This is a genomic window from Amycolatopsis sp. NPDC104587 (assembly GCF_055583645.1).
The window spans coordinates 454469-474809 of sequence record NZ_JBVJNO010000002.1 but is presented as its reverse complement, the minus strand read 5'-3'; the positions used below and the strand labels follow the sequence as shown (position 1 = coordinate 474809).

The following is a 20341-nucleotide window of genomic DNA, read 5'->3' as shown; positions in this document are numbered from 1 at the left end:
CATGCGCACTCTCGCGGTAGCCACCGCCTTGACGCTCACGCTCTCCGCGTCACCCGCTTCGGCGGCCTACCGGGAGCTGATGGTCTCCGTCTTCTACCCGGCGACCTCGGCGAACGGGCCCAAGAAGCAGTACATGACCCCGCTCGAGTCCGAACGCAACCTCGAACGGCAGAACATCCCGGGGCTGCCGCTGGACGTCCTGAGCACCGTCCGGACGAACGCGGTCGTCGACGCGAGACCGGCCGGGCGGTGGCACGACCTGCCGCTGGTCGTCCTCTCGCCGGGCTGGACCCAACCGCGGGCGACGCTCACCGCGCTGGCCGAAGACCTCGCCAGCCGCGGGTACGCCGTCGCGGCGATCGACCACACCTACGAAAACCGCGCCACGACCTTCCCCGACGGCCACGTCACCGGCTGCGCCGCCTGCGAGGTCGACGACCAGCCCGGGATCTGGGAGAAGGTCGCGCAGGTGCGGTCGAAGGACACGTCGTTCGTGCTCGACTCGCTGCTGCGCTCGAAGAAGTGGGGCGCCCTGATCGATCCGCGGCGGATCGGCATGACCGGGCACTCCGCGGGCGGCGCGATCACGACACAGGCGATGCTGGCCGACCCGCGCATCCGGGCCGGAGCCGACATCGACGGCAGCATCCACGTCCCGCTCCCGGCGTCCGGGCCGGCGCGGCCGTTCCTGTTCCTGGGCAGCGTGGACGAGTACACCCCGGGGCAGCCGGGTCCCTACGACGACCGGGAAACCGACTGGACGCACCTCACCGGGTGGAAGCGCTGGCTCATGGTGTCCGGCACCGCGCACGCGTCGTTCACCGACCTCGGTGTGCTCGCCGACCAGCTGGGCGTCGACCTCGGCGCGTCGATCCCGGGAGACCGCGCGCTGACGATCACGCGGAACTACGTAAGCGCTTTCTTCGACCGGAACCTGCGCGGCCGTCCGCAACCGCTGCTGGCCGCGCCCTCACCCGCCTACCCGGAAGTGACGTTCATCGGATGAATAAGACGATCCTCCTGAGCGTCACGGCGCTGGCCTTCACGCTGCCGGCGCCGACCGCCTCGGCGTCCCCGGCGCTCACGCTGGCGAAGCCCACCGGTGACCAGCCGGTGGGCACGACCTCCCTGTACCTCAAGGACGCTTCGCGGCCGGACCCGTGGGTCGCGACCGTGCCCTACCGCGAGCTGATGGTGTCCCTGTTCTACCCGGCGGTTCCGGCGCAAGGACCGAAGAAGCAGTTCATGACCGAAACCGAGGCGGCGGCCGTCTTCGAGGAGGCCGGGATCACCGGCATCCCCCCGGCGGTGCTGACGTCGGTGCGCACCGACGCCGTGGTCGACGCCCGGCCGGCCGGGCGCCACCTGCCGCTGGTCGTGCTGTCACCCGGGTTCAAGCGGCCCCGCGCCGAGCTGACGTCGCTCGCCGAGGACCTGGCGAGCCACGGCACCGCGGTCGTCGTGGTCGACCACACCTACGAGAACGTCGCCACGACGTTCCCCGACGGCCATGTCACCGGCTGCGCGGCCTGCGGCAACTACGACGACGCGTTCTGGACGAAGCTGCAACGCGGGCGCGCCACGGACGTGTCGTTCGTGCTGGACTCGCTGACGCACTCGAAGTGGGCTTCGCTCATCGACGCGTCCCGGATCGGCATGGCCGGGCACTCGGTCGGCGGCGCGAGCGCGCTCGGCGCGATGGTGGCCGACCCGCGGATCAAGGCGGGGATCGACATCGACGGCACGACGGACGTCCCGCTGCTCGCGCCGGGCCTCGACCGGCCGTTCCTGTTCCTCGGCCGAGCGAACACGTACACGCCCGGGACCGGCCAGGAATCCGGTACCTGGCAACGGGACTGGGCGCAGCTGACGGGGTGGAAGCGCTGGCTCGTCGTCACGGGTATGGCGCACCCGTCGTTCACCGACATCGGGTTGGTGGGTGAGCAGCTCGGTCTCGACTTCGGTGCGACGACTCCGGCCGCGCGGGGGCAGGCGATCACGGCGGCATACGTCCGGGCGTTCTTCGACCAGCACCTGCGCGGCCGGGCCCAGCCGCTGCTGGACCAGCCGTCTTCGCGGCACCCGGAGGTCGGCTTCGCCCGGACGTCGACGCCGTACCTGCCCGCGCCGACCGGGGACCGGCCGGTCGGCAGCACGGCGGTGTATCTGAAGGACACCTCGCGGCCCGACCCGTGGGTGCCGTCGGTGCCCTACCGCGAGCTGATGGTGTCGCTGTTCTACCCGGCGGCGTCGGCCAAGGGCCCGAAGACGCCGTACCTGACCGCCGCCGAGTCCGCGGCCCTGCTGACCAGCAGCGGCCTGGCCGTGCCACCGGACTGGCTCACGACGATGGTGACGAACTCCGTGGCCGGCGCCCGGCCGGCCGGGCACGGGCTGCCCCTGGTCGTGCTTTCGCCCGGGTACACCAAACCCCGCGCGACGCTCACCGCGCTGGCCGAGGACCTGGCCGGCCACGGGTATGCCGTCGCGGTGGTCGGCCACACCTACGAGAACGCCGGGACGAGCTTCCCCGACGGCCGGTTCGCCGGCTGCGCGTCGTGCGAAGTGCCGCACGACAGCGCGTTCTGGCAGAAGCTGGAGCACGGCCGCGCGGCCGACGTGGCGTTCGTGCTGGACTCGCTGACCCGTTCGGCGTGGGGCGGGCTGGTCGACGCGTCCCGGATCGGCATGGCCGGGCACTCCGTCGGCGGGGCGAGCACCCTGCCCACGATGGTCGCCGACCCCCGGATCAAGGCCGGGATCGACATCGATGGCACCACCGAGGTGGGGCTCACGGCGCCCCTTTCGCGGCCGTTCATGTTCGTGAGCCACCAGCCGGCGCTCACGGCCTGCGCGCCGGGGAACGAGCCGTGGGAACGGGACTGGGCCCAGCTGAGCGGCTGGAAGCGCTGGGCCGAAGTGGCGGGCACGCAGCACGCGTCGTTCACCGACGTCGGGCTGGTCGGTGACGAGCTCGGCGTCGACTTCGGGGCGAAGACCGGGGCGCTCCGGACGCAGGAGATCACGCGGACGTACGTGAACGCGTTCTTCGACCAGCACCTCCGGGGGAAGCCGCGGCCGGTGCTCGACCGGCCGGGTGATCCGGAAGTCTTGTTCTGCCACTGAAAAGACGGCGGAAGCGGCTCTCGTGGGGGTGTGCCGCTTCCGCCGTTTCCGGGCAAAAGGCGCAGATCGAACGTTTGCCGCCGTGATCGCCACCTGGATCTCCGTTGCGCAGTGGCGGGTTTCGCGGCCGGCGCCCCCGAGGAACACCACGGCGACCCCGCGGTCACCCGCTCTTCCGGCCGGTCCCGCCGCCGGACGGCCCGCCGGGCGCGGCCTCGCCCGCACCGCCGCGGTGGCCGTCACCGCGGTGTTCGCCGTCGTGAGCGACGTCCTGTACTGGGCTCAGCAGCGGCGCGGGCGCCTCGCCCGGCTCGGCCTGCTCGCCGTGCTGCTGAGCCAGACGCTGTGGCTCGCGATCCGGCTCACCACGCTGATGTGACCGCTACAGCTTCCCGCCCGCGACCGGCGGCATGTCGGGCGCGTCCTCGACCGCCGTCGCCGCCTCGCGGTACAGGTGGTTCTCGACCTCGAACAGGTTGCCCCCGGCGCGCTCGACCACGGTGAGCAGCGTCGACATCTGCGCGATCTCCTCCACCTGCTCGGTGAGGAACCACGCCACGAACTGCTCCCCGAGGTAGTCCTCCTCGGCGCGCGCGGCCTTCGCCATCGCCTCGATGTCCGCGGTGACCGTGCGCTCCTGGGTCAGCGCCAGCTCGATCGCCTCGTGCACGCTCGAGAAGTCGTTGCGGACCTCACCGCTGCCCGGGATCACCACCGGCTGGTCGCGGTCGAGCAGGTACCGCACCATCGCCAGCGCGTGGTTGCGCTCTTCGATCGCCTGCCGGTAGAAGCGCTTGGCCAGTCGCGGCAGGTCGCGCGCGTCGAACCAGACGGCGAGGGCGATGTACTGCTGGGCGGCGGTGAACTCGTGCCGGATCTGCTCCTGCAGGAGCCCGGCGAACTTTTTGGCCATGGCCCCAACCTACGACGTGCCGGAGGCGCGCGACACGCGTTGCGGTGAAACGATCCCGGGATGACCACCGCGCCCGACCTGTCCGGCACGACCACCTGCGTCACCGGCGCGGCCGGCACGATCGGCCGTGGCATCGCGCTCCGGTTCGCCGCGGCCGGGAGCGCCGTCGCCGTGCACCACCGCCGTCCCGGGGCCGGTGACGACGTCGTCGCGGCGATCGAAGCCGCGGGCGGCCGGGCGAAGGCGTTCACCGCGGAGCTCACCGACGACCGCGCCTGCCATGCGCTGCTCGACGCCGTCGCGGAGTGGGGTGGCCGGCTGGACGCGCTGGTCAACAACGCCGGGGTCCAGCCGGTCGAGTCCCTCGCGGACCTGACGGCCGAACGCTGGCGGGCGATGCTCGACGCGTCCCTGACGAGCGCTTTTTCCTGCACCCAGGCGGCGGCCCGGCTGATGCGCGACGGCGGGAGCGTCACGCACGTCGCCTCGATCGAAGCCCGGCAGCCCGCGGCCGGGCACGTCCACTACAGCGCGGCGAAAGCGGCGCTGGTGATGCACGCCCGGGGCGCGGCGCTGGAGTACGGGCCGCGCGGGATCCGCGTCAACACGGTGTCCCCCGGGCTGATCGGCCGCCCCGGGCTCGACCGGGACTGGCCTGAAGGTGTCGAACGCTGGCACCGCGCCGCGCCGCTCGGGCGGCTGGGCACCCCCGAAGACGTCGGCAACGCGTGTCTCTTCCTCGCTTCACCGCTGGCGTCGTGGATCACCGGCCACGACCTCGTGGTGGACGGCGGGGTCACGGCGCGCCCGACCTGGTGACGCTCAGTCCGGGACCTCGCCCATCGAGCGGCAGAGGCGGCGCAGCAGGTCGGCCAGCTCCCGGCGGTCCGGGCCGCTCAGGCCGCTGACCAGCTCCTCCTGGGTCGCCAGCTCCGCGGTGAACGCCTCGTCGGCCAGGGTCAGGCCCGCCGGGGTGAGGCGGACGAGCGCGGTGCGGCGGTTGGCGGGATTCTGCTGCCGGTCGACCAGCCCGGCCGCCACCAGGCGGTCCAGCCGGCTGGTCATCGTGCTGTTGCCGGCCAGCATCCAGCGGGCGATCTCCGCCAGCGACAGCTCGTACGGCTCCCCCGCGCGCCGCAGCGTGCCGAGGATGACGAACTCCGGATTGTCGAACTGCCCAGGTCGACGCGTCGCCGAGGAGCCCCATCGCCGAAATTGCGGCGCCTTGGCCGCGCCGGCGCGGCTGCTTTGCTCGGCGCCGCAGGAACAGCTCGGCTCGAGCCTGCTCCTCGACCCGACGAACGCGACATCCGCTGGGACCTGGGCCCGCGCGGATCGGCGCGCCGCCGCACAAGCGGCCGAAGAAGGTGACCGCGGCCCGGCACCGGTGTTCCTGGGCGAGCCGCTCCCCCGGAGCTAGACTGCACTGAAACGTGTTCTAGTTCTGGGGGTGTGATGGCCAGCCCTTTCCCGGTCGTCGACGGTGTCCCGGCCGAGCGGGCGCTGCTCGGCGACCGGATCCGCGAGCTGATCGAGGCGTCCGTGTGCGTCGGCGACTCCGCCGACCTCGTCGCGGCGGCCGGCCGGGTCGAAGCGGTGACGGCGGCCCTGCGCGCGGCGGGCGGCTCCGCGCCGTTGCTGCTCGCCGCCCTCGAGGGTGGTGGTCACCTCAGTGTCAACAACCCCCTCGAAGGCCCCGGCAACCCGCTCGCGCCGCCGCTGTCCTGGGTGGACGTCGGCCCGGAGTCCGTCCGGGCCGACGTCCTCCTCGGCGCCGCGCACGAGGGGCCGCCGGGGCGGGTCCACGGCGGCTGGGTCGCGGCGGTCCTGGACCACGTCCTGGGCCGCGCGACCGCCGCGGCCGGCTTTCCGGGCATGACGGCGTCCCTCACGGTCGACTACCACCGCGGGACGCCGTACGCCGTGCCGCTCACCGCGGAAGGGCGGCTCGTGCGGCGCGACGGGCGCAAGCTGCACGCCACCGGAACCCTGCGCGCGGGTGACGTCGTGTGCGCGTCGGCCACCGCGATCCTCGTGCACTTCAGCGCAGACCGCTTCCCGAAGCCGCGGTAGCGGTGTGGCGCGACTCCGAACCGGCCGACGCCATCAGCACCGCGCAGATCGGCACCGCCATCGCCAGCGCCGCCAGCACGAAGACCGGGAACAGGAACGAGAACACCTCCGTGCCCGACGGGTCCGGCGCCGCCGGGTCCAGGTGCAGCCGGACCGCCGCCATGCCCGTGTAGTGCATGCCGGTGACCGCCGCGGCCATCACCAGGCCCGCCGCCAGCCGGGGCAGGAGCTTGTCCAGCGCGACCGTGCACCACAGCGCCGCCGTCGCCGCCACCACCGCGATGACCACCGAGAGCGTCACCAGGGTCGGGTCGTAACCGATCGTGCCCTTGATCTGGACCGCCCACATCCCCGTGTAGTGCATGACGTTGACCGCCAGCCCCGTCAGCAGCCCGCCGAGCAGCAGCCGCTTCCAGGCGAACCGGTTGCGGACGCCGAACACCAGCAGCCCGCAGAACACCGCCACCACCGACAGGACCGCCGAAAGCGCCGTGCGGAAGATGTCGTAACGCACGGGCAGCCCGGGCGTCGAGAACCCGAGCATCGCGATGAAGTGCATGACCCAGATGCCGACACCGCCGATCGACACCGCCGCCAGCGCCAGCCAGATCAGCCGGGTCCGCGGCTGGTCGGTCGACCGCGCCTGCAGCGTGCAGGCGAGGCCGAGCGCACAGCCCACCACCGAAGTCAGGTAGGCGAGCACCACGAGCCAGTGCCCCATCGCGAAGTCGTCGTGGTCCATGTGCATTTTCCGGCTCCTGTCAGGCTTTCTGTGCACGCGGCGCGTGCAGCTCGGCGAGCGCGTGCTCGGCCGCGGCGATGAGCGTGTGCTTGGTCGACTCCGGCGACCGCGCGTCGCAGGTCACGACCTGCACCGCCGCCGGGATCTTGAGGGCTTCGCGCACCTGGTCGGGCGCGTGCGGGCGGGTGTCCTGGAACTGGTTGATGGCCACGAGGAACGGCAGGCCGCGCGACTCGAAGAAGTCGATCGAGGCGAAGCAGTCCGCCAGCCGGCGCGTGTCGACCAGGACGATCGCCGCGACCGCGCCGCAGACCAGGTCGTCCCACATGAACCAGAACCGGTGCTGCCCCGGGGTGCCGAACACGTAGAGCACCAGGTCGTCGGCCAGGGTGAGCCGGCCGAAGTCCATCGCGACGGTGGTCGCGAACTTCCCCGGCACCGCCTCGGTCCGGTCGACGCCGACGGCCGCCGCCGTCATCAGGGCTTCGGTCCGCAGCGGGTTGATTTCCGAGACGGCGCCGACGAAGGTCGTCTTGCCGGCCCCGAACCCGCCGGCCACGACGATCTTGGCCGAGGTGATCCGTCGTTCAGAGTGCGCGTAGTCCACTGAGGACCCTTTCGAGCAGGTCGTTCCGTTCGTCGAAGGAGGCGTCCGCGGTGAGCGTGTCGCGGATCGACACCTGGCCGGCGATCAGCAGGTCGCCGATGAGCACCCGGGCCACGCCGAGCGGCACGCCCAGGTGGAGCCCGACCTCGGCCACCGAACGCTGGTGCAGGCACAGCTGCGTCACCACGCCCAGGGGGTCGGTCGGGCTGTACGGGGCGGTGCGCCCCTGCGCGGTCGTCTCCACGAGGGCTTCCACCGCCAGGTCGACCGTCGGCCGGGTGCGCCCGGCGGTCCACGCGTAGGGGCGGGCCAGCGAAGCCGCGTGCCGGCCGCCCGCACGTCGCCGGCCTGGGGTCACCGGCTCGCTCCCGGCGCCGCCGCCGTGGGCCGCGCCGGGGTGTCGACCTGCTTCCCGACCCGGTCCACCAGCAGCGTCATCTCGTAGCCCACCAGGCCGATGTCGCAGCCGGGGTTGGCCAGCACGACCAGGTTCGAGCCGTCGCCGACGTTCATCAGCAGCAGGAAGCCCTGCTCCATCTCGATCACCGACTGCACGACCCGGCCCGCGGTGAACAGGTCGGCCGTGCCGAGCGCGAGGCTCGAGAGGCCGGACGCGATCGCCGAGAGCTGGTCGGCCCGGTCGCGCGGCAGGGTTTCGTTCGCCGCCACGAGCAGGCCGTCCGCCGAAACGAGCGCGGCGTGCGCGACACCGGGCACCTCCTGCGTGAACGCCGACACCAGCCAGTTCCGGGACCTCTCGGCCACATCCGCTCCTTCCCGCCGCGTGCTCACTGTTCCGCCTTCGGATCGGCCGTGACCCGGTGCCGGGCCGCGCGCATACCGCTGTAGTGCCGCGAAAGGTTGCTCCGCACCGCGGCCGGATCGCGGAACGAGGTGTCCGCCGGCTGGGGCCTGCGCTCGGCGACCGAGCCCGGGGCGAGCTGCGCGCCGGGCTGCCGCGTCGGCAGTCCCGACTCGGTGAGCTCGACGTCGGCCGGCGTGCCGACCGCGGCTTCCGCGGCCTGCCGGACGTCGTCGGCCGGGGTCGCCCAGGCGCCGGGCGCCGCCGGTTCGGCCGGCGGGTCGGCGAACCAGTGCGACAGCATGTGGTCGAAGATCGGCGTCGGCAACGGCGGGGGCTCGAGGACGGCGGGACCGGGGTCTTCGGCGGGCCAGCGGGGTTCGGGGTCGGAGCGGGCGCCGCCGCCGTTGAGCCCGTTGACACCGCTGACGCCGTTGGTCGCGGGGAGCAGCGCGGGCGGGCCGGAGCGCGGGGGCAGGTCGACCTGGATCAGCACCCCGGGGACGTGCACGCTGGCGGTGATGCCGGCGCTCGCGGTGCGGGTGGTCGTCGGCCGCAGCCGGACGGTGATCCCGTGCGACGCGGCCAGCCTGCTCACCACGAACAGGCCCATCCGCCGGGTGGTCTCCGGGCTGACCGCGGCCCCGGCGGCGAGCCGCGCGTTGGCCGCCTCGATGTCTTCGCGGCTCATGCCGAGCCCGACGTCGACGACCTCGATCAGCACGCCGCCGTCGAAGCCGCGGTCGGCGGTGAGCACCACCACCTCGTCCGGCGGCGACGACCGGATCGCGTTCTCCAGCAGCTCGGCGAGGATGTGCACGACGTCGGCGGCGGCCTCGGACTGCACCGACCCGCGCGGCGCGTTCCCGAGCGCGACCCGCTGGTAGTCCTTGACCTCCGAGGTCGCGGCCCGCAGCAGCTCGACCGTCGCGACCGGCCCGACGTCGCGGCGCACCGGCCGCCCGCCCGCCAGGACCTGCAGGTTCTCGCCGTTGCGCCGCAGCCGGGTGGCGATGTGGTCGATCTGGAACAGCTCGGCCAGCCGCTGCGGGTCCTGCTCGTCGGCTTCGAGGTCTTCGATCACCGACAGCTGCAGCTCGACCAGGGACTGGCTGCGCCGTGAGAGCGTCATGAACATCTCGCTGACCTGGATGCGCATCTCGGCCTGCTCGCCGACGGCCAGCCGCACCGCCTGCCGGTGCATGTCGTCGAAGGCGCGGGCGAGCTGGCCGATCTCCTCCTCGGTGTCGACCGGCAGCGGCGGGGTCGCCTGCCAGTCGACCTCTTCGCCGTCGCGGATCCGCTCGATCGTCCCGGGCAGCCGGCGGCGCGCGGTGTCGAGCGCGGCCGTGTGCAGCCGCCGGATCGGGGCGACCACCGACCGCGCCACGCCGAGCGCGATGGCGAGCGCGCCGAGCAGGGACGCGAGCACCAGCGCGGTGTCGCGCAGCGCGTCGGAGCGGGCGGCGTTGGTCTGCACGCCGACCGCGTCCGAAAGCGCTTTCACCTGCTCGGTCAGGATCGTGCCGAGCAACGCGCGCCGGGCCGCGGGGCCGCCGGCGCCGGGGCTGGTCGCCGCGGCGAACCGGGCGGCCGCCGCACCGGCGGGCAGGGCGCGGCGGAGCTGCCCGGTCAGCACGGCTTCCTCGGCGGCGGCGACGCCCTCACCCGCCGCCGCCGAGGCGTCGGTGCGGCCGGCCAGGCTCGTCCTCAGCTGCACCAACGCTTTCGTGACGTCGGCGGCGTCGTCGAGATCGGTATTCCCGGCCTGCCCGACGATGCCGGGGACCACTTCGCTGAGCGCGACGACGAAGTCGTGGTAAGCGGCGGTCCTGGCCGTGGAAGAACCGGTCTGCTGACGCAGTCCGGCCAATTTCTCCAGCTGATCTTCCAGCGTTCGCGACAAATCCGGGTTGAGCTGCGAAAATGCGGCGTCGTGCCGGACAGCGGCGGCTTTCTCGTCGACGGCCGCGGTCTGCGCGGCGCCGCCGCCGTGGCTCATCTCGTCGTCGGCCAGCCCGCCGAGCTCGGCGATCCCTTGCACGACCGGCATTTGGTCCCGGACGGCGCTCAGATCACCCGCCCGGGCGAGCTCGGCCTGCACCCGGCCGCCGGCCAGCAGGAGCGCGACCAGCACGGGCAGCAGCAACACGACGGAGATCTTGGTGCGCAGCCGCCAGGTGCCGGGTTTCCAGCGGGCGGCCGCACGACGGGCCGCGGGTTCTTCTTCTTTCATCGGTGGCTTGGCTCGATTCGTACCGGTGCCCGAGAACGATTTCCGGGTCCTTTTCTCGCAGAATTCAGGCCGCCGACGTAACTCTGCGAGCCGTGGTGTTGTCAAGGAATGCGAGCCGTTTCCCCCGTACGCATCAGCTACACAGGGTAATCTTCGACAGCGCGGTTTTTTACCCTCGCGGAGGGTGAAGAAATCCTCAAGAACGCACGGAACCGCCCGGGGATCCGGTGAATTCCTCCCCCGGCTACCCTCGGCGCGGAAAGGGGGCACAGCGGCGATGTTGAGAGTTCACTTCACGGACGCGGACCTGGCGAAGCTGACCATCGCCGAGGACGCCGACCCGATGTGGGAGCTGCTGATGAGCAGCTACCGGATCCGGCGGCCGGAAGGCGAGCCGTTCTTCGGCCGGTGGCGCCGGGGGTCACGCTCCGCGGTCCCCGACTCGGGCCGGCTGCTGCTGTCGGCCGTCCCGCCGTACGGCTACTGCCCGGACTTCCTCACCCCGGCGGGGGCCCGCACGATCACCGACGGGGTGTCGGCGGTGCTCGGGACGCCGTCGCCGAAGCTGGCCGCGGACGTCGCGGAGCTCGTCGCGCAGGGCACCCGCGTCCAGCCGTGGCTGCGCCGCCTCGCCGGCGGCGAATCGCGAGAACTGCGGCGGCTCGGCACATCGCTGCACGACTACTACCGGAACTGCCTGGCGCCGGACTGGCCGGCGGTGCGCGCCGCGGTCGCCCGCGACCGGCTCCGGCTGCGCTCGGCCCTGGACCGCGGCGGCCCGCAGCTGCTGCTCTCCACTCTGCACCCGGACATCACGTGGTCACCACCGGTGCTGCGGGTGCGTTTCCCGGTCGAGCAGGAGCTGCACCTCGACGGCCGAGGACTCCGTCTGATCCCGGCGTTCTTCGCACACGGCATGCCGACGACGTACAAGGACCCGGACCTGCCCCCGGTCCTCGTCTACTCGATCAGCCAACCCCGCTTCGACCGCGACGCCGAGCCCGGGGCGTCGCTGTCCGCGCTGCTGGGCGCCACGCGGGCCCGGGTGCTGGTGACGCTGGCGACAACGCCGTGCAACACGAGCGAGCTGGCGGCGCTGACCGGAATCTCCCTGGCGACGGCGAGCCAGCACGCGTCGATCCTGCGGGCGAGCGGGCTGATCACGAGCACACGGGCGGGCAAGTCGCAGATCCACGAGAGCACGCCGCTGGGTTTGGCGGTCATCCGGGCGGGTTGAGGTTCGCGGCTTGCACCGCCCGGCCGGGCTGAGATTCGGGGCTTGCGCGGCCCGGCCGGGCTTGAGGTTAGTGGCTCGCGCCGCCCGGACGGGCTGAGGTTCGCGCCTCGCACCGCTCGGCCGGGCAGAGTTCCACACCTCGCACCGCTCGGCCGGGCTGAGGTGCGCGGCTTGCGGCGCCCGGCCGGGCTGAGGTTCGTGGCTCGCGCCGCCCACCCGAGCCGCACTTACCGCCCAGGCCAACTCCGCACCCCGCGTAGCTCGCCGGAGCCGAGTCCCCGCCCCGCACCACCCCACCCACCCAGGCCGACTCCGCGTCTTGCACCGCCCACCCGGACCCGTGTTAGCCTGTCGCCGTGCAGCGCCTGATCAAGTCTTCGCGACTCGTAACCCGGCGCGCCGGCTGAACCAGGTTGCCGGCGCGCAGCGTTGGCGACCCGTGGATTTGCGGCACCTCTCTTCGGCGGACCTGGCCCCGCTCCCTTTCCGCACTTCCCCGTGGAGACCAGCCATGTCCAGCCCCGCTTCCTTCGCCCCCATGCTCCTGCGCCGCCGCATCGCGACGTACTTCGTCGGGGGCGCCCAGGCGGTTCCGGCCCTCATCACCGCGCTCGCCAGGGACGGCCGCCTGGCGCACGAACTGTCGGTCGACATCCGTGACGGCGTCCGGGAAAGCAGCCTCGTCTGCGCCCTGCTGCTGAGCACCGAGGAGATCGAGCCCCTGCTCGAGCGGCTGCGCGAGCTGCCCGCCGTCGTCTCGTCCGAACTCGCCTGAGCCGTAGCCGGAGTTCGGCACGGCGCGGGTGTCATCGTCGGGGAGAAGATCCTTTCGAAGAGGAGCGCGGTCGTGGCAGGTGACGTCGACATCTCCGGATAGCTCCGGAGTGTGCGGGCCCCCGGTGAGCACCGGTGTGGCCGCCTTTTGTCGACCACCTTTCCTCCTCACCCTCCGAGGTCCCAGTGGCCGCACCGGTTTTGTCGCGCCCAACGGCTCCGGCAAGACCACACTGCTGAAGCTCGTCGCCGGTGTGCTGACCCCGTCCGCGGACAGTGTCACCCCGTCGACGGCGTGCTCGGCTACCCTCCCGCAGGACCTCCCCTGTCCGTCGACGAAAACCACTTCACCACCATCGGAACCGACTGGGACGTCGAGGAACGCACCCGCGCCCAGCTCGACCGGCTCGGCCTCGCCGACGTCGGGCTCGACCGGTCGCTGAGCACGCTCAGCGGCGGCCGGATCGTCTCGCTGGGTCTCGCCGCGCAGCTGCTCAAGCGGCCGGACGTGCTGCTGCTCGACGAGCCCACGAACAACCTCGACCTGGTCAGCACCGGGCAGCTGGAGAGCGCGCTGACGGCGTTCCGCGGCGCGTTCGTCGTGGTCAGCCACGACGAACGCTTCCTCGCGGAGATCGGGATCGAGCGCCGGCTCCGGCTGGAAGACGGGCGGCTGCGGTGACCCGTCGACGCACCCTCGGCGCAAGTCGTCGTGAGTGGTAATTCGGGTTAGAACCCTAATTACCACTCACGACAGGCCGCGGCAGACTTCACATCCGGTCGGCGTCCACGACTGCCTGGGCGAACGGCCGCGGCGCCTCCTGCGGCACGTTGTGGCCGATGCCGTCGAAGATCCGGTGCTCGTACTTGCCGGTGAACTTCGCGCGGTACGGCTTGCCGTCCTTGGCCGCGGCGTCGAAGTCGCTGCCGATCGTGATGGCCGGCACCGAGATCGCCGGTCCGGTGGCCAGTTTCCGTTCGTACGCCTCGTACTGCGGCTCGCCCGGGGCGAGGCTCAGCCGCCAGCGGTAGTTGTGGACGACGATGGCGACGTGGTCGGGGTTGTCGAACGCCGCCGCGCTGCGGTTGTACGTCGCGTCGTCGAAGTGCCACGCCGGGGAGGCGTTGCGCCAGATGAGCTTGTTGAAGTCGTGGCGGTTCGCGGTGTACCCGGCGCGGCCGCGCTCGGTCGCGAAGTAGTACTGGTACCACCAGCCGAGCTCGGCGACCGGCGCCAGCGGCTGCTGGTTCGCCACCAGGTTCGTCACGATGTACCCGCTCACCGCGACGACCGCCTTGCAGCGCTCCGGGAACAGCGCGGCGATGATGTCGACGGTCCGCGCGCCCCAGTCGTAGCCGCCGAGCACGGCCTTGTCGATCTTGAGCGCGTCCATCAGGGCGACGACGTCCAGCGCCACCGCCGCCTGCTGTCCATTGCGGACGGTCTCGGCGGACTTGAACGTCGTCGGCCCGTACCCGCGCAGGAACGGGATGATCACCCGGTACCCGGCGGCGGCCAGGATCGGCGCGACGTCGACGTAGCTGTGCGGGTCGTACGGCCAGCCGTGCAGCAGGATCACCGGCTGCCCGGTGGCCGGGCCGGCCTCGGCGTAGGCCATGGTCAGCACCCCGGCGTCGACGTGCTTGAGCTCGCCGAGCGAGGTGTGCTCACCGGACCCGGCGCGCGGGTCCGGGCCGGACGCGGTGGCGGGTGTGGCCGCGTCCGACGAGCAGGCCGCCAAGGACGTCGCCGCCAGTCCCGCCGCGAACGCCTGCCCGAACCTTCTCCTGCTGATCATCTGGAAGCTCCTGTGCGAAAGACCGTGGGACTTTCGCGACGTTAGGGAGCTTCGGGTGATCTTCGCGCCCGTCGGACGACGCAGCCGGTGTAAGTCACCCGTCCAGGGGCTTCACGACTCCGGCGAGGTCGGCGCGGGAGCTCACGCCCAGCTTGGGGAAGATCCGGTGCAGGTGGGTGCCGACGGTCCGGTGCGACAGGTACAGCCGCTGGCCGATCTCGCGGTTGGTCAGCCCCGCCGCGGCGAGCTGCGCGATGCTCAGCTCGTGCGGGGTCAGCTTCTCGCGCGCGTCCGGGCCCCGGTTCGGGCTCGGCTCACCCGCGCTGCGCAGCTCGCGGCGCGCTCGTTCGGCCCACGCCGTCATGCCCAGCGCGTCGAAGGTCTCGCGGGCGGTGCGCAGGTGCGTCCGGGACTCGACGACCCGCCGCTGCCGCCGCAGCCACTCGCCGAACGCCAGGTGGACGCGGCCGCGTTCGGCGGGCCAGCCGGTCAGGTCCGCGCCGAGAGCCTCGGCGAACCGGGCGTCGCCGGGGTCGAGCACCGCTCGTGCGTAGCGCAGGCCGATGTGCAGCGCGGGTGACGGCGTGCGCGCGGCCGGCGGCTCGAGCTCGGCGAGGATGTCGCGCACCGCCTCGGTCTGCCCGGCGCGCACCGCGGCCTCGGTCAGCTCCGGGACGCAGTACGCGCGCAGGGCCAGCTGGTAGGCGGGGTCGGCCGGGTCGTGGAGGCGGCGCAGGTCGGCGAACGCGTCCTCGAAGCGGCCCTCGCTCAGGTGGGTGAGCCCGCGCGTGAGCTGCACGGTGGCGAGCACGGGCCGGGCGCCGGCCGCGAGCCCGGCGCGTTCGGCCTCGTCGGCGAGGGTTTTCGCCTGCTTGTGGTCACCGCGCAGGGCGGCGATCTCGGCCTGGACCGCGACGGCGAGGCCGAACATGAAGGGCTGCCCGGTCTCCTGCGCGAAGCGGGCGGCTTCGGCCGCGGCGGGCACGGCGCCGGCGAGATCGCCGAGCCGCACCCGGCTCCAGGCCAGGACGGCGAGCGCCCGCGGCAACAGCCCGAGCCGGCCCTGGGCCCGCAGCCCGGGTGCGGCGGCCGCGGAGAACCGCGCGGCCAGGTCGAAGGCGCCGACCTGCAGGGCAGCGCTGCCCAGGTACCGGTCGACTTCGGGGTCGGCGCCGGTGGCGCCCACCAGCTCCCGCAGCCGTTCCAGCACGACGTCACCCCGTTCGAAGGGCGCGACGTAGGCGGTGACGGCCACCATGCGCGGGTCGTCATCGGGCAGAGGGAGCCGGTCGGCGACGTCGAGGAGGGCCTGCCGGGCGGGCGCGCCGGGTTCGATCCAGAAGCACCGCATGGCGGCGCTCCAGAGGATCCGGGCGGCGGCATCGGTCTCGCCGTCCCTAGCGACGGTCGTGGCGAGGGCGGCCAGTTCGGCGACACGGGCGGGATCTTCCCGGACGCCGTCTTCGAACTCGCTGAGCAGCCGGGCGGCGGTGGCGTTCCGCCGCGGCCCGGCCGGCTTGGCGGCGAGGACCAGCCGTTCGGCGGTCTCCCGCCGGCCGGATTCCACGGCGAGCTCGGCGGCTCGCAGCAGCCGATCGGCCCGGCAGTCCGGCTCACAGCTCAGCCGGGCGGCTTGTTCGAGAGCGGCGATCGCGGCTGCGGCCCCGCCTCGGTACCGGGCGCGCTCGGCGGTCCGTTCGAGTTCGGCGGCGACGGTTTCGTCGGGCCCGGCGGTGGCGGCGGCCTGGTGCCAGGCCCTGCGGTCGGGCTGGTCGTGAAGGGCTTCGACGAGCGCGAGGTGAGCGCGGCGCCGATCGGCGGGCGAGGCAGCGGCGGGAATGGCGGCGCGCATGAGGGGGTGGCGGAAGGTGACGGCCCCGGCGGAGAGATCGACCAGCCGAGCCTCGACGGCGGGGGCGAGGATGTCGGGCCCCGGCACGGCTGGAGTGCGGAGAGGGGTTCCGGCGGGAGCTACGCCTGGCGCGAGCCCCGGCCCGAGGCCGCCATCCCGGCCGCCACCGGAACCCGCCCCCGCGAGCAGCGCACCAGCCGCGGCCAGCGTCTCCGCCAGCGAAGTCGCCTCGTTCAGCGCCGCGACCAACAACACCGTCCGGACCTCCGCCGGAAGCCCCGTGACCCGAGCCGTGAACGTCCGCTCGAGCCGCTCGGTCAACGGCAGCTCCAGGTCCAGCCCGTCCAGCTCGGCCACCGCCGAAGGCAGCTCCGTCAGCGCCAGCGGATGGCCCGCCGCCTCGGTCAGCAACCTCGTGCGGACCGCCGGGGCCAGCCCGGGCGCGATCGCGTCCACCAGATCGGCCGACGCGTCGGGAGGCAACCGGTCCAGGGGCATCTGCGCCAAACCCGCGTCGCGCAACGGCGTCTCCGCGTCGTCTCTCGACGTCGCCACCAAGACCATCGGCTCGGTCTCGATCCGGCGCGCCACGAACGCCAGGACGTCCGCGCTCGCGCGGTCGAGCCAGTGCACGTCCTCGGCCACCAGCAGCACCGGTTTGGCCGCCGCCGCCTCGGACAGGAGCGTCAGCGCCGCGAGGCCGACCAGGTAGGCGCTCGGCTCCGGGCCTTCGGCCAGGCCCAGCGCCGTGCGGAGGGCATCGCGCTGCGGTGCCGGCAGGTCCGCGACGCCCGCGCGGACCGGGTGGAGCAGCTGGTGCAGCCCGGCGTACGCGAAGTGCTGCTCGGCCTCGGCCCCCGTCGTCCGCAGCACCCGCAGCCCCGCGACCGACGCCGCGGCCGCCGTCTCCGCCACGAGGGCGGACTTCCCGATGCCGGCTTCGCCGCGGATGAGGACGCCGCTGCGGTCTCCCGCGCCGTCGACGAGCTCGGTCAGCTCCTTCAGCTCGGCTTCCCGCCCGTGCAGCACCATGGAAACGACCTTACCCAAGGCACGTTTCCCCAGCTCAGAGCCGAGTGACGTACGGCGACAGCGTCATCCGACGGGCGCGGGCGCCCGGGCCGCCGCCCTAGCTTGACCACACGTCCACATCGGACGGAACCCACACAGAGGAAAGCGATGAGACGTTTCCCCCAGTTCCTGGCGGCCGCCGTGCCGCTCCTGCTGACCGGTCTGGTCCCGCTCGCCCCGCCGGCGGCGGCCGCGACGCCGGCCTGCACCGCCGTCTCGGTGCCCGCCCCGCCCGGCGCGAAGATCGAGTCGGTGACCGCGGAGCGCAAGACCGGCTACTGCCTGATCACCGTGACGCTGACCCACTCCGGCCAGGACCACGTCAAGGTCGCCGTCGCGCTGCCCGAGACCGGCTGGACCGGACGGCTCCAGGCGGTCGGCGGCAGCGCCTACGCCGCGGGCAACTTCGACGCCCCGCTCGTCCAGGCGGTCAAGGACGGCTACAGCGGCGTGACGACCGACGCCGGCGTGTCCACGAACGGCCTCGACACGTCGTGGGCGGTGACGCCCGGCGGGAAGGTCGACAAAACGCTCCTGACCAACTTCGCCACCCGCTCGGCGCACGAAGAAGCCTTGATCGGCAAGGACGTCACGCAGCGGCACTACCACCGGCCGATCACCTACTCCTACTGGAACGGCTGCTCGACCGGCGGCCGTCAGGGGTACTCCGAGGCGCAGCGCTTCCCCGGCGACTTCGACGGCGTCCTCGCCAACGCGCCCGCCGTCCAGTGGACGCAGTTCGCGGTCGCGACGCTCTGGCCGCAGATCGTGATGAACCAAGACCACGACGTCCTCAGCACCTGCGTGCTCACGGCGTTCCGGCAGGCCGCGATCCAGGCCTGTGACGCCCGCGACGGCGTCACCGACGGCATCGTCGACCGGCCGGACGAGTGCGGCTACGACCCGCGCGGCTTGGTCGGCACGAAGCTGCTCTGCGACGGCAAGGAAGTCACCGTCACGGCGACGGACGCCGAGGTCATGCGCAAGATCTGGGCCGGCCCCACCGACGAGCGCGGCCGCAAGCTCTGGGACGGCCTCCCGAAGGGCGCGGACTTCACCTACCTGGCCGGGACCGCGCCGGACCCGGTCACCGGCGAGCTGACCGCGCCGGGCTTCCAGGTGGCCGTCCTCTGGGTGCAGTCGTTCCTGGCGAAGCAGCCGGGCTTCGACACCTCGAAGCTCACGTATGCCCAGTTCACCGACCTGTTCCGGCAGTCGGTCCGTGAGTACGACGACGTCATCGGCACGGCCGACCCCGACCTGTCGGCGTTCCGGCGGGCCGGCGGCAAGCTGCTCACGTTCGTGGGCGCGGACGACCAGCTGATCCCGCCCGGCGGCACGCTCCAGTACCGCCAACGGGTGGAACGCACGATGGGCGGTTCGCAGCGGGTGAACGACTTCTACCGGCTGTTCCTCGCCCCGGGGGTCGAGCACTGCGGCGGTGGCGCCGGCGCGCAGCCGACCGACGCGCTGGGCGCGCTGGTCGGCTGGGTCGAGCACGGCAAGGCGCCGGCCACGCTGGCGGCGGCGACCCTCGACGGGAAGGCGACGCGCGACCTGTGCGCGTACCCGAAGGTGTCGCGCTACACCGGTCACGGCGACCCGGCGGTGGCGTCGAGCTACCGCTGCCGCTGAGGTGAGCCCGGGTGGGCCGGAGCCGGTTCCGGCCCACCCGGACTGGACTTGCGGGTCCAAAATTCCGGGAGCACGCTGAAACGGTCCACGGATTTCTTCGCCCCAGGAGCACTTTCCATGCCTCTTGACCAGTACTACCTGCTCGGCCGCTCCGGCCTGCGCGTCAGCCGGCTCGCGCTCGGCACCATGAACTTCGGCACCGGCGGGTTCCACGCCGCGTACGGGAAGACCGAGGACGAGGTCCGCCCGATCTTCCGCAAGTACCTCGACGAGGGCGGCAACTTCGTCGACACCGCCGACTTCTACACCGCGGGCGAGAGCGAGACCATCCTCGGCAGGCTGATCGCCGAAGCGGGTGTGCGCGAGCGCGTCGTGCTGACCACCAAGTTCACCAACAGCGTCGACCCGGGCGACCCCAACGCGGGCGGCAACGGGCGCAAGCACATGATCCGCGCGCTCGAGGCGTCCCTGCGGCGGCTGGGCACGGACTACGTCGACCTGTTCCTGCTGCACACGTGGGACCGGCTCACCCCGGTCGAGGAGGTCGTGCGCACGCTCGACGACCTCGTCCGCGCGGGCAAGATCCGCTACGCAGGCCTGTCCGACGTGCCGAGCTGGTACGCATCGCGGGCGCAGACGTACGCCGAGGCGCACTCGCTCACGCCGATGATCAACCTGCAGCTGCCGTATTCCCTGGTGCAGCGCGAAATCGAGACCGAGCACGTCCCGATGGGCCAGGGCCTCGGCCTCGGCATCACGGCGTGGAGCCCCCTGGCGGGCGGCTTCCTGACGGGCAAGTACCGCGACGGCACGTCAGGCCGCTTCAGCTCGGCGGAGTCGCAGACGTGGTCGGAGCGCGACTGGCAGCTGCTGAAGCCGCTCGAGGAGGTGGCGGGCAAGCTGGGCGTGACGATGGCCCAGGTGGCGCTCAACTGGGTGGCCACCCAGCCGGGCATCGCGTCGGCGATCGTCGGCGCGAGCAGCGCCGAGCAGCTCGGCAAGAGCATGGCCGCGCTGGACTTCGAAATCCCGGCCGAGCTGCGGACCCTGCTGGACGAGGCGAGCGCGGCGCCGCCGGCGTCGGTGTACCGGATGTTCACGCCGGGGTACCAGAACTGGATCGTCAGCCCGGACCTCAAGATCGGGGACAAACCGGCGGGGTACGCACCCGCGGTGCGGAACTGGTAGTCACCGTCGGTATCACCGGAACCAGCTTGATGTCCCCTATCGAGTGAAAAGTATTCGCATTCCTGGGCGCGGCCGGGCCCGTCGGAGAAATGGCGTCACTCCGACGGGTGGCCGCGCTGCTCTGTCCGGTTCACGCGGTTCGCGGTGGACGCTCCACAGTGGAGCATCGGGCACGGCGGGATGTCCTGACTCCGCAGCGAAGTTGCCTGGTCAGGCCATGGAGTGACACTCCCTCGAACGTGCTTCTCGGCCGAGTGACACCCGGTCTCGGATCACACCTGATCCG

General features: G+C 72.6%; 18 protein-coding genes and 2 pseudogenes. 11 read left to right on the top strand and 9 right to left on the bottom strand.

What is annotated here, in order from left to right; genetic code table 11:
* Position 1 precedes the first annotated feature (1 nt).
* The 3 genes from ACZ61C_RS06650 to ACZ61C_RS06640 all read left to right on the top strand — a co-directional run bounded on the left by ACZ61C_RS06650 (position 2) and on the right by ACZ61C_RS06640 (position 3505).
* The gene (locus ACZ61C_RS06650; RefSeq protein ID WP_465303597.1) at positions 2 to 1006 is read left to right on the top strand and encodes an alpha/beta hydrolase family protein; all 1005 of its coding nucleotides are present in this window, start codon (positions 2 to 4) and stop codon (positions 1004 to 1006) included.
* A complete protein-coding gene (locus tag ACZ61C_RS06645; RefSeq protein ID WP_465303595.1) occupies positions 1003 to 3126 on the top strand; it encodes an alpha/beta hydrolase family protein in 2124 nt (707 codons plus the stop codon). Before ACZ61C_RS06650 ends, ACZ61C_RS06645 begins: the two co-directional genes overlap by 4 nt.
* A gap of 82 nt (positions 3127 to 3208) precedes the next feature.
* A complete protein-coding gene (locus ACZ61C_RS06640; RefSeq protein WP_465303593.1) occupies positions 3209 to 3505 on the top strand; it encodes a hypothetical protein in 297 nt (98 codons plus the stop codon).
* 3 nt (positions 3506 to 3508) lie between these two features.
* Here the strand turns inward: ACZ61C_RS06640 and ACZ61C_RS06635 are convergent, their stop codons facing one another.
* Positions 3509 to 4039 (bottom strand): ferritin, encoded by a 531-nt coding sequence (locus ACZ61C_RS06635; protein WP_465303591.1) that lies wholly within the window; start codon positions 4037 to 4039, stop codon positions 3509 to 3511.
* Positions 4040 to 4099: 60 nt separating this feature from the next.
* On the opposite strand from ACZ61C_RS06635, the gene ACZ61C_RS06630 reads away from it, so the two are divergent.
* Complete coding sequence (locus tag ACZ61C_RS06630; protein ID WP_465303589.1) at positions 4100 to 4858, top strand: SDR family NAD(P)-dependent oxidoreductase; 759 nt, start codon at positions 4100 to 4102, stop codon at positions 4856 to 4858.
* Between the two features lie 3 nt (positions 4859 to 4861).
* Here the strand turns inward: ACZ61C_RS06630 and ACZ61C_RS06625 are convergent.
* Positions 4862 to 5194 (bottom strand): annotated as a pseudogene (locus ACZ61C_RS06625) (MarR family winged helix-turn-helix transcriptional regulator); the annotation flags it as partial.
* A gap of 300 nt (positions 5195 to 5494) precedes the next feature.
* Between ACZ61C_RS06625 and ACZ61C_RS06620 the strand changes: the two are divergent.
* Positions 5495 to 6112 carry a PaaI family thioesterase gene (locus ACZ61C_RS06620; RefSeq protein WP_465303587.1) on the top strand — a complete coding sequence of 206 codons (618 nt, stop codon included), beginning with the start codon at positions 5495 to 5497 and terminating at the stop codon, positions 6110 to 6112.
* On the opposite strand, the gene ACZ61C_RS06615 is transcribed toward ACZ61C_RS06620, so the two are convergent.
* The 5 genes from ACZ61C_RS06615 to ACZ61C_RS06595 are packed head-to-tail and all read right to left on the bottom strand — an operon-like array spanning position 6081 to position 10499.
* Positions 6081 to 6854 (bottom strand): MHYT domain-containing protein, encoded by a 774-nt coding sequence (locus ACZ61C_RS06615; RefSeq protein WP_465304218.1) that lies wholly within the window; start codon positions 6852 to 6854, stop codon positions 6081 to 6083. The two genes, ACZ61C_RS06620 and ACZ61C_RS06615, sit on opposite strands and share 32 nt — an antisense overlap.
* Positions 6855 to 6873: 19 nt before the next feature.
* Positions 6874 to 7461 (bottom strand): GTP-binding protein, encoded by a 588-nt coding sequence (locus ACZ61C_RS06610; protein ID WP_465303585.1) that lies wholly within the window; start codon positions 7459 to 7461, stop codon positions 6874 to 6876.
* A complete protein-coding gene (locus ACZ61C_RS06605) occupies positions 7442 to 7819 on the bottom strand; it encodes a DUF742 domain-containing protein (protein WP_465303583.1) in 378 nt (125 codons plus the stop codon). The genes ACZ61C_RS06610 and ACZ61C_RS06605 overlap by 20 nt, the downstream gene beginning before the upstream one ends.
* Positions 7816 to 8226, bottom strand: coding sequence for a roadblock/LC7 domain-containing protein (locus ACZ61C_RS06600; RefSeq protein ID WP_465303581.1), 411 nt, complete (start codon positions 8224 to 8226; stop codon positions 7816 to 7818). The genes ACZ61C_RS06605 and ACZ61C_RS06600 overlap by 4 nt, the downstream gene beginning before the upstream one ends.
* A gap of 23 nt (positions 8227 to 8249) precedes the next feature.
* Positions 8250 to 10499, bottom strand: coding sequence for a HAMP domain-containing sensor histidine kinase (locus ACZ61C_RS06595; protein ID WP_465303579.1), 2250 nt, complete (start codon positions 10497 to 10499; stop codon positions 8250 to 8252).
* Positions 10500 to 10776: 277 nt separating this feature from the next.
* On the opposite strand from ACZ61C_RS06595, the gene ACZ61C_RS06590 reads away from it, so the two are divergent.
* From ACZ61C_RS06590 to ACZ61C_RS06575, 4 genes and pseudogenes are all read left to right on the top strand, one after another.
* Positions 10777 to 11736 (top strand): ArsR/SmtB family transcription factor, encoded by a 960-nt coding sequence (locus ACZ61C_RS06590; RefSeq protein WP_465303577.1) that lies wholly within the window; start codon positions 10777 to 10779, stop codon positions 11734 to 11736.
* Positions 11737 to 12247: 511 nt separating this feature from the next.
* Positions 12248 to 12511: a hypothetical protein gene (locus ACZ61C_RS06585; protein ID WP_465303575.1), complete on the top strand. Its 264-nt coding sequence runs from the start codon at positions 12248 to 12250 to the stop codon at positions 12509 to 12511.
* Positions 12512 to 12539: 28 nt separating this feature from the next.
* Positions 12540 to 12752 (top strand): annotated as a pseudogene (locus tag ACZ61C_RS06580) (hypothetical protein); the annotation flags it as partial.
* A gap of 53 nt (positions 12753 to 12805) precedes the next feature.
* Entirely contained in the window at positions 12806 to 13192 is a 387-nt protein-coding gene (locus ACZ61C_RS06575) for an ATP-binding cassette domain-containing protein (RefSeq protein WP_465303573.1), read from the top strand.
* A gap of 88 nt (positions 13193 to 13280) precedes the next feature.
* Here ACZ61C_RS06575 and ACZ61C_RS06570 read toward each other — a convergent pair whose 3' ends face one another.
* Both ACZ61C_RS06570 and ACZ61C_RS06565 read right to left on the bottom strand, forming a co-directional pair.
* On the bottom strand, positions 13281 to 14309 hold the full coding sequence (locus ACZ61C_RS06570; RefSeq protein ID WP_465303571.1) for an alpha/beta fold hydrolase: 1029 nt from the start codon (positions 14307 to 14309) through the stop codon (positions 13281 to 13283).
* Positions 14310 to 14403: 94 nt separating this feature from the next.
* Entirely contained in the window at positions 14404 to 17193 is a 2790-nt protein-coding gene (locus ACZ61C_RS06565) for an AAA family ATPase (protein ID WP_465303569.1), read from the bottom strand.
* A gap of 147 nt (positions 17194 to 17340) precedes the next feature.
* On the opposite strand from ACZ61C_RS06565, the gene ACZ61C_RS06560 reads away from it, so the two are divergent.
* Both ACZ61C_RS06560 and ACZ61C_RS06555 read left to right on the top strand, forming a co-directional pair.
* Positions 17341 to 18867: a tannase/feruloyl esterase family alpha/beta hydrolase gene (locus ACZ61C_RS06560; RefSeq protein ID WP_465303567.1), complete on the top strand. Its 1527-nt coding sequence runs from the start codon at positions 17341 to 17343 to the stop codon at positions 18865 to 18867.
* A gap of 117 nt (positions 18868 to 18984) precedes the next feature.
* Positions 18985 to 20055, top strand: a complete 1071-nt coding sequence (locus ACZ61C_RS06555) for an aldo/keto reductase (RefSeq protein WP_465303565.1) — start codon at positions 18985 to 18987, stop codon at positions 20053 to 20055.
* Positions 20056 to 20341 lie beyond the last annotated feature (286 nt).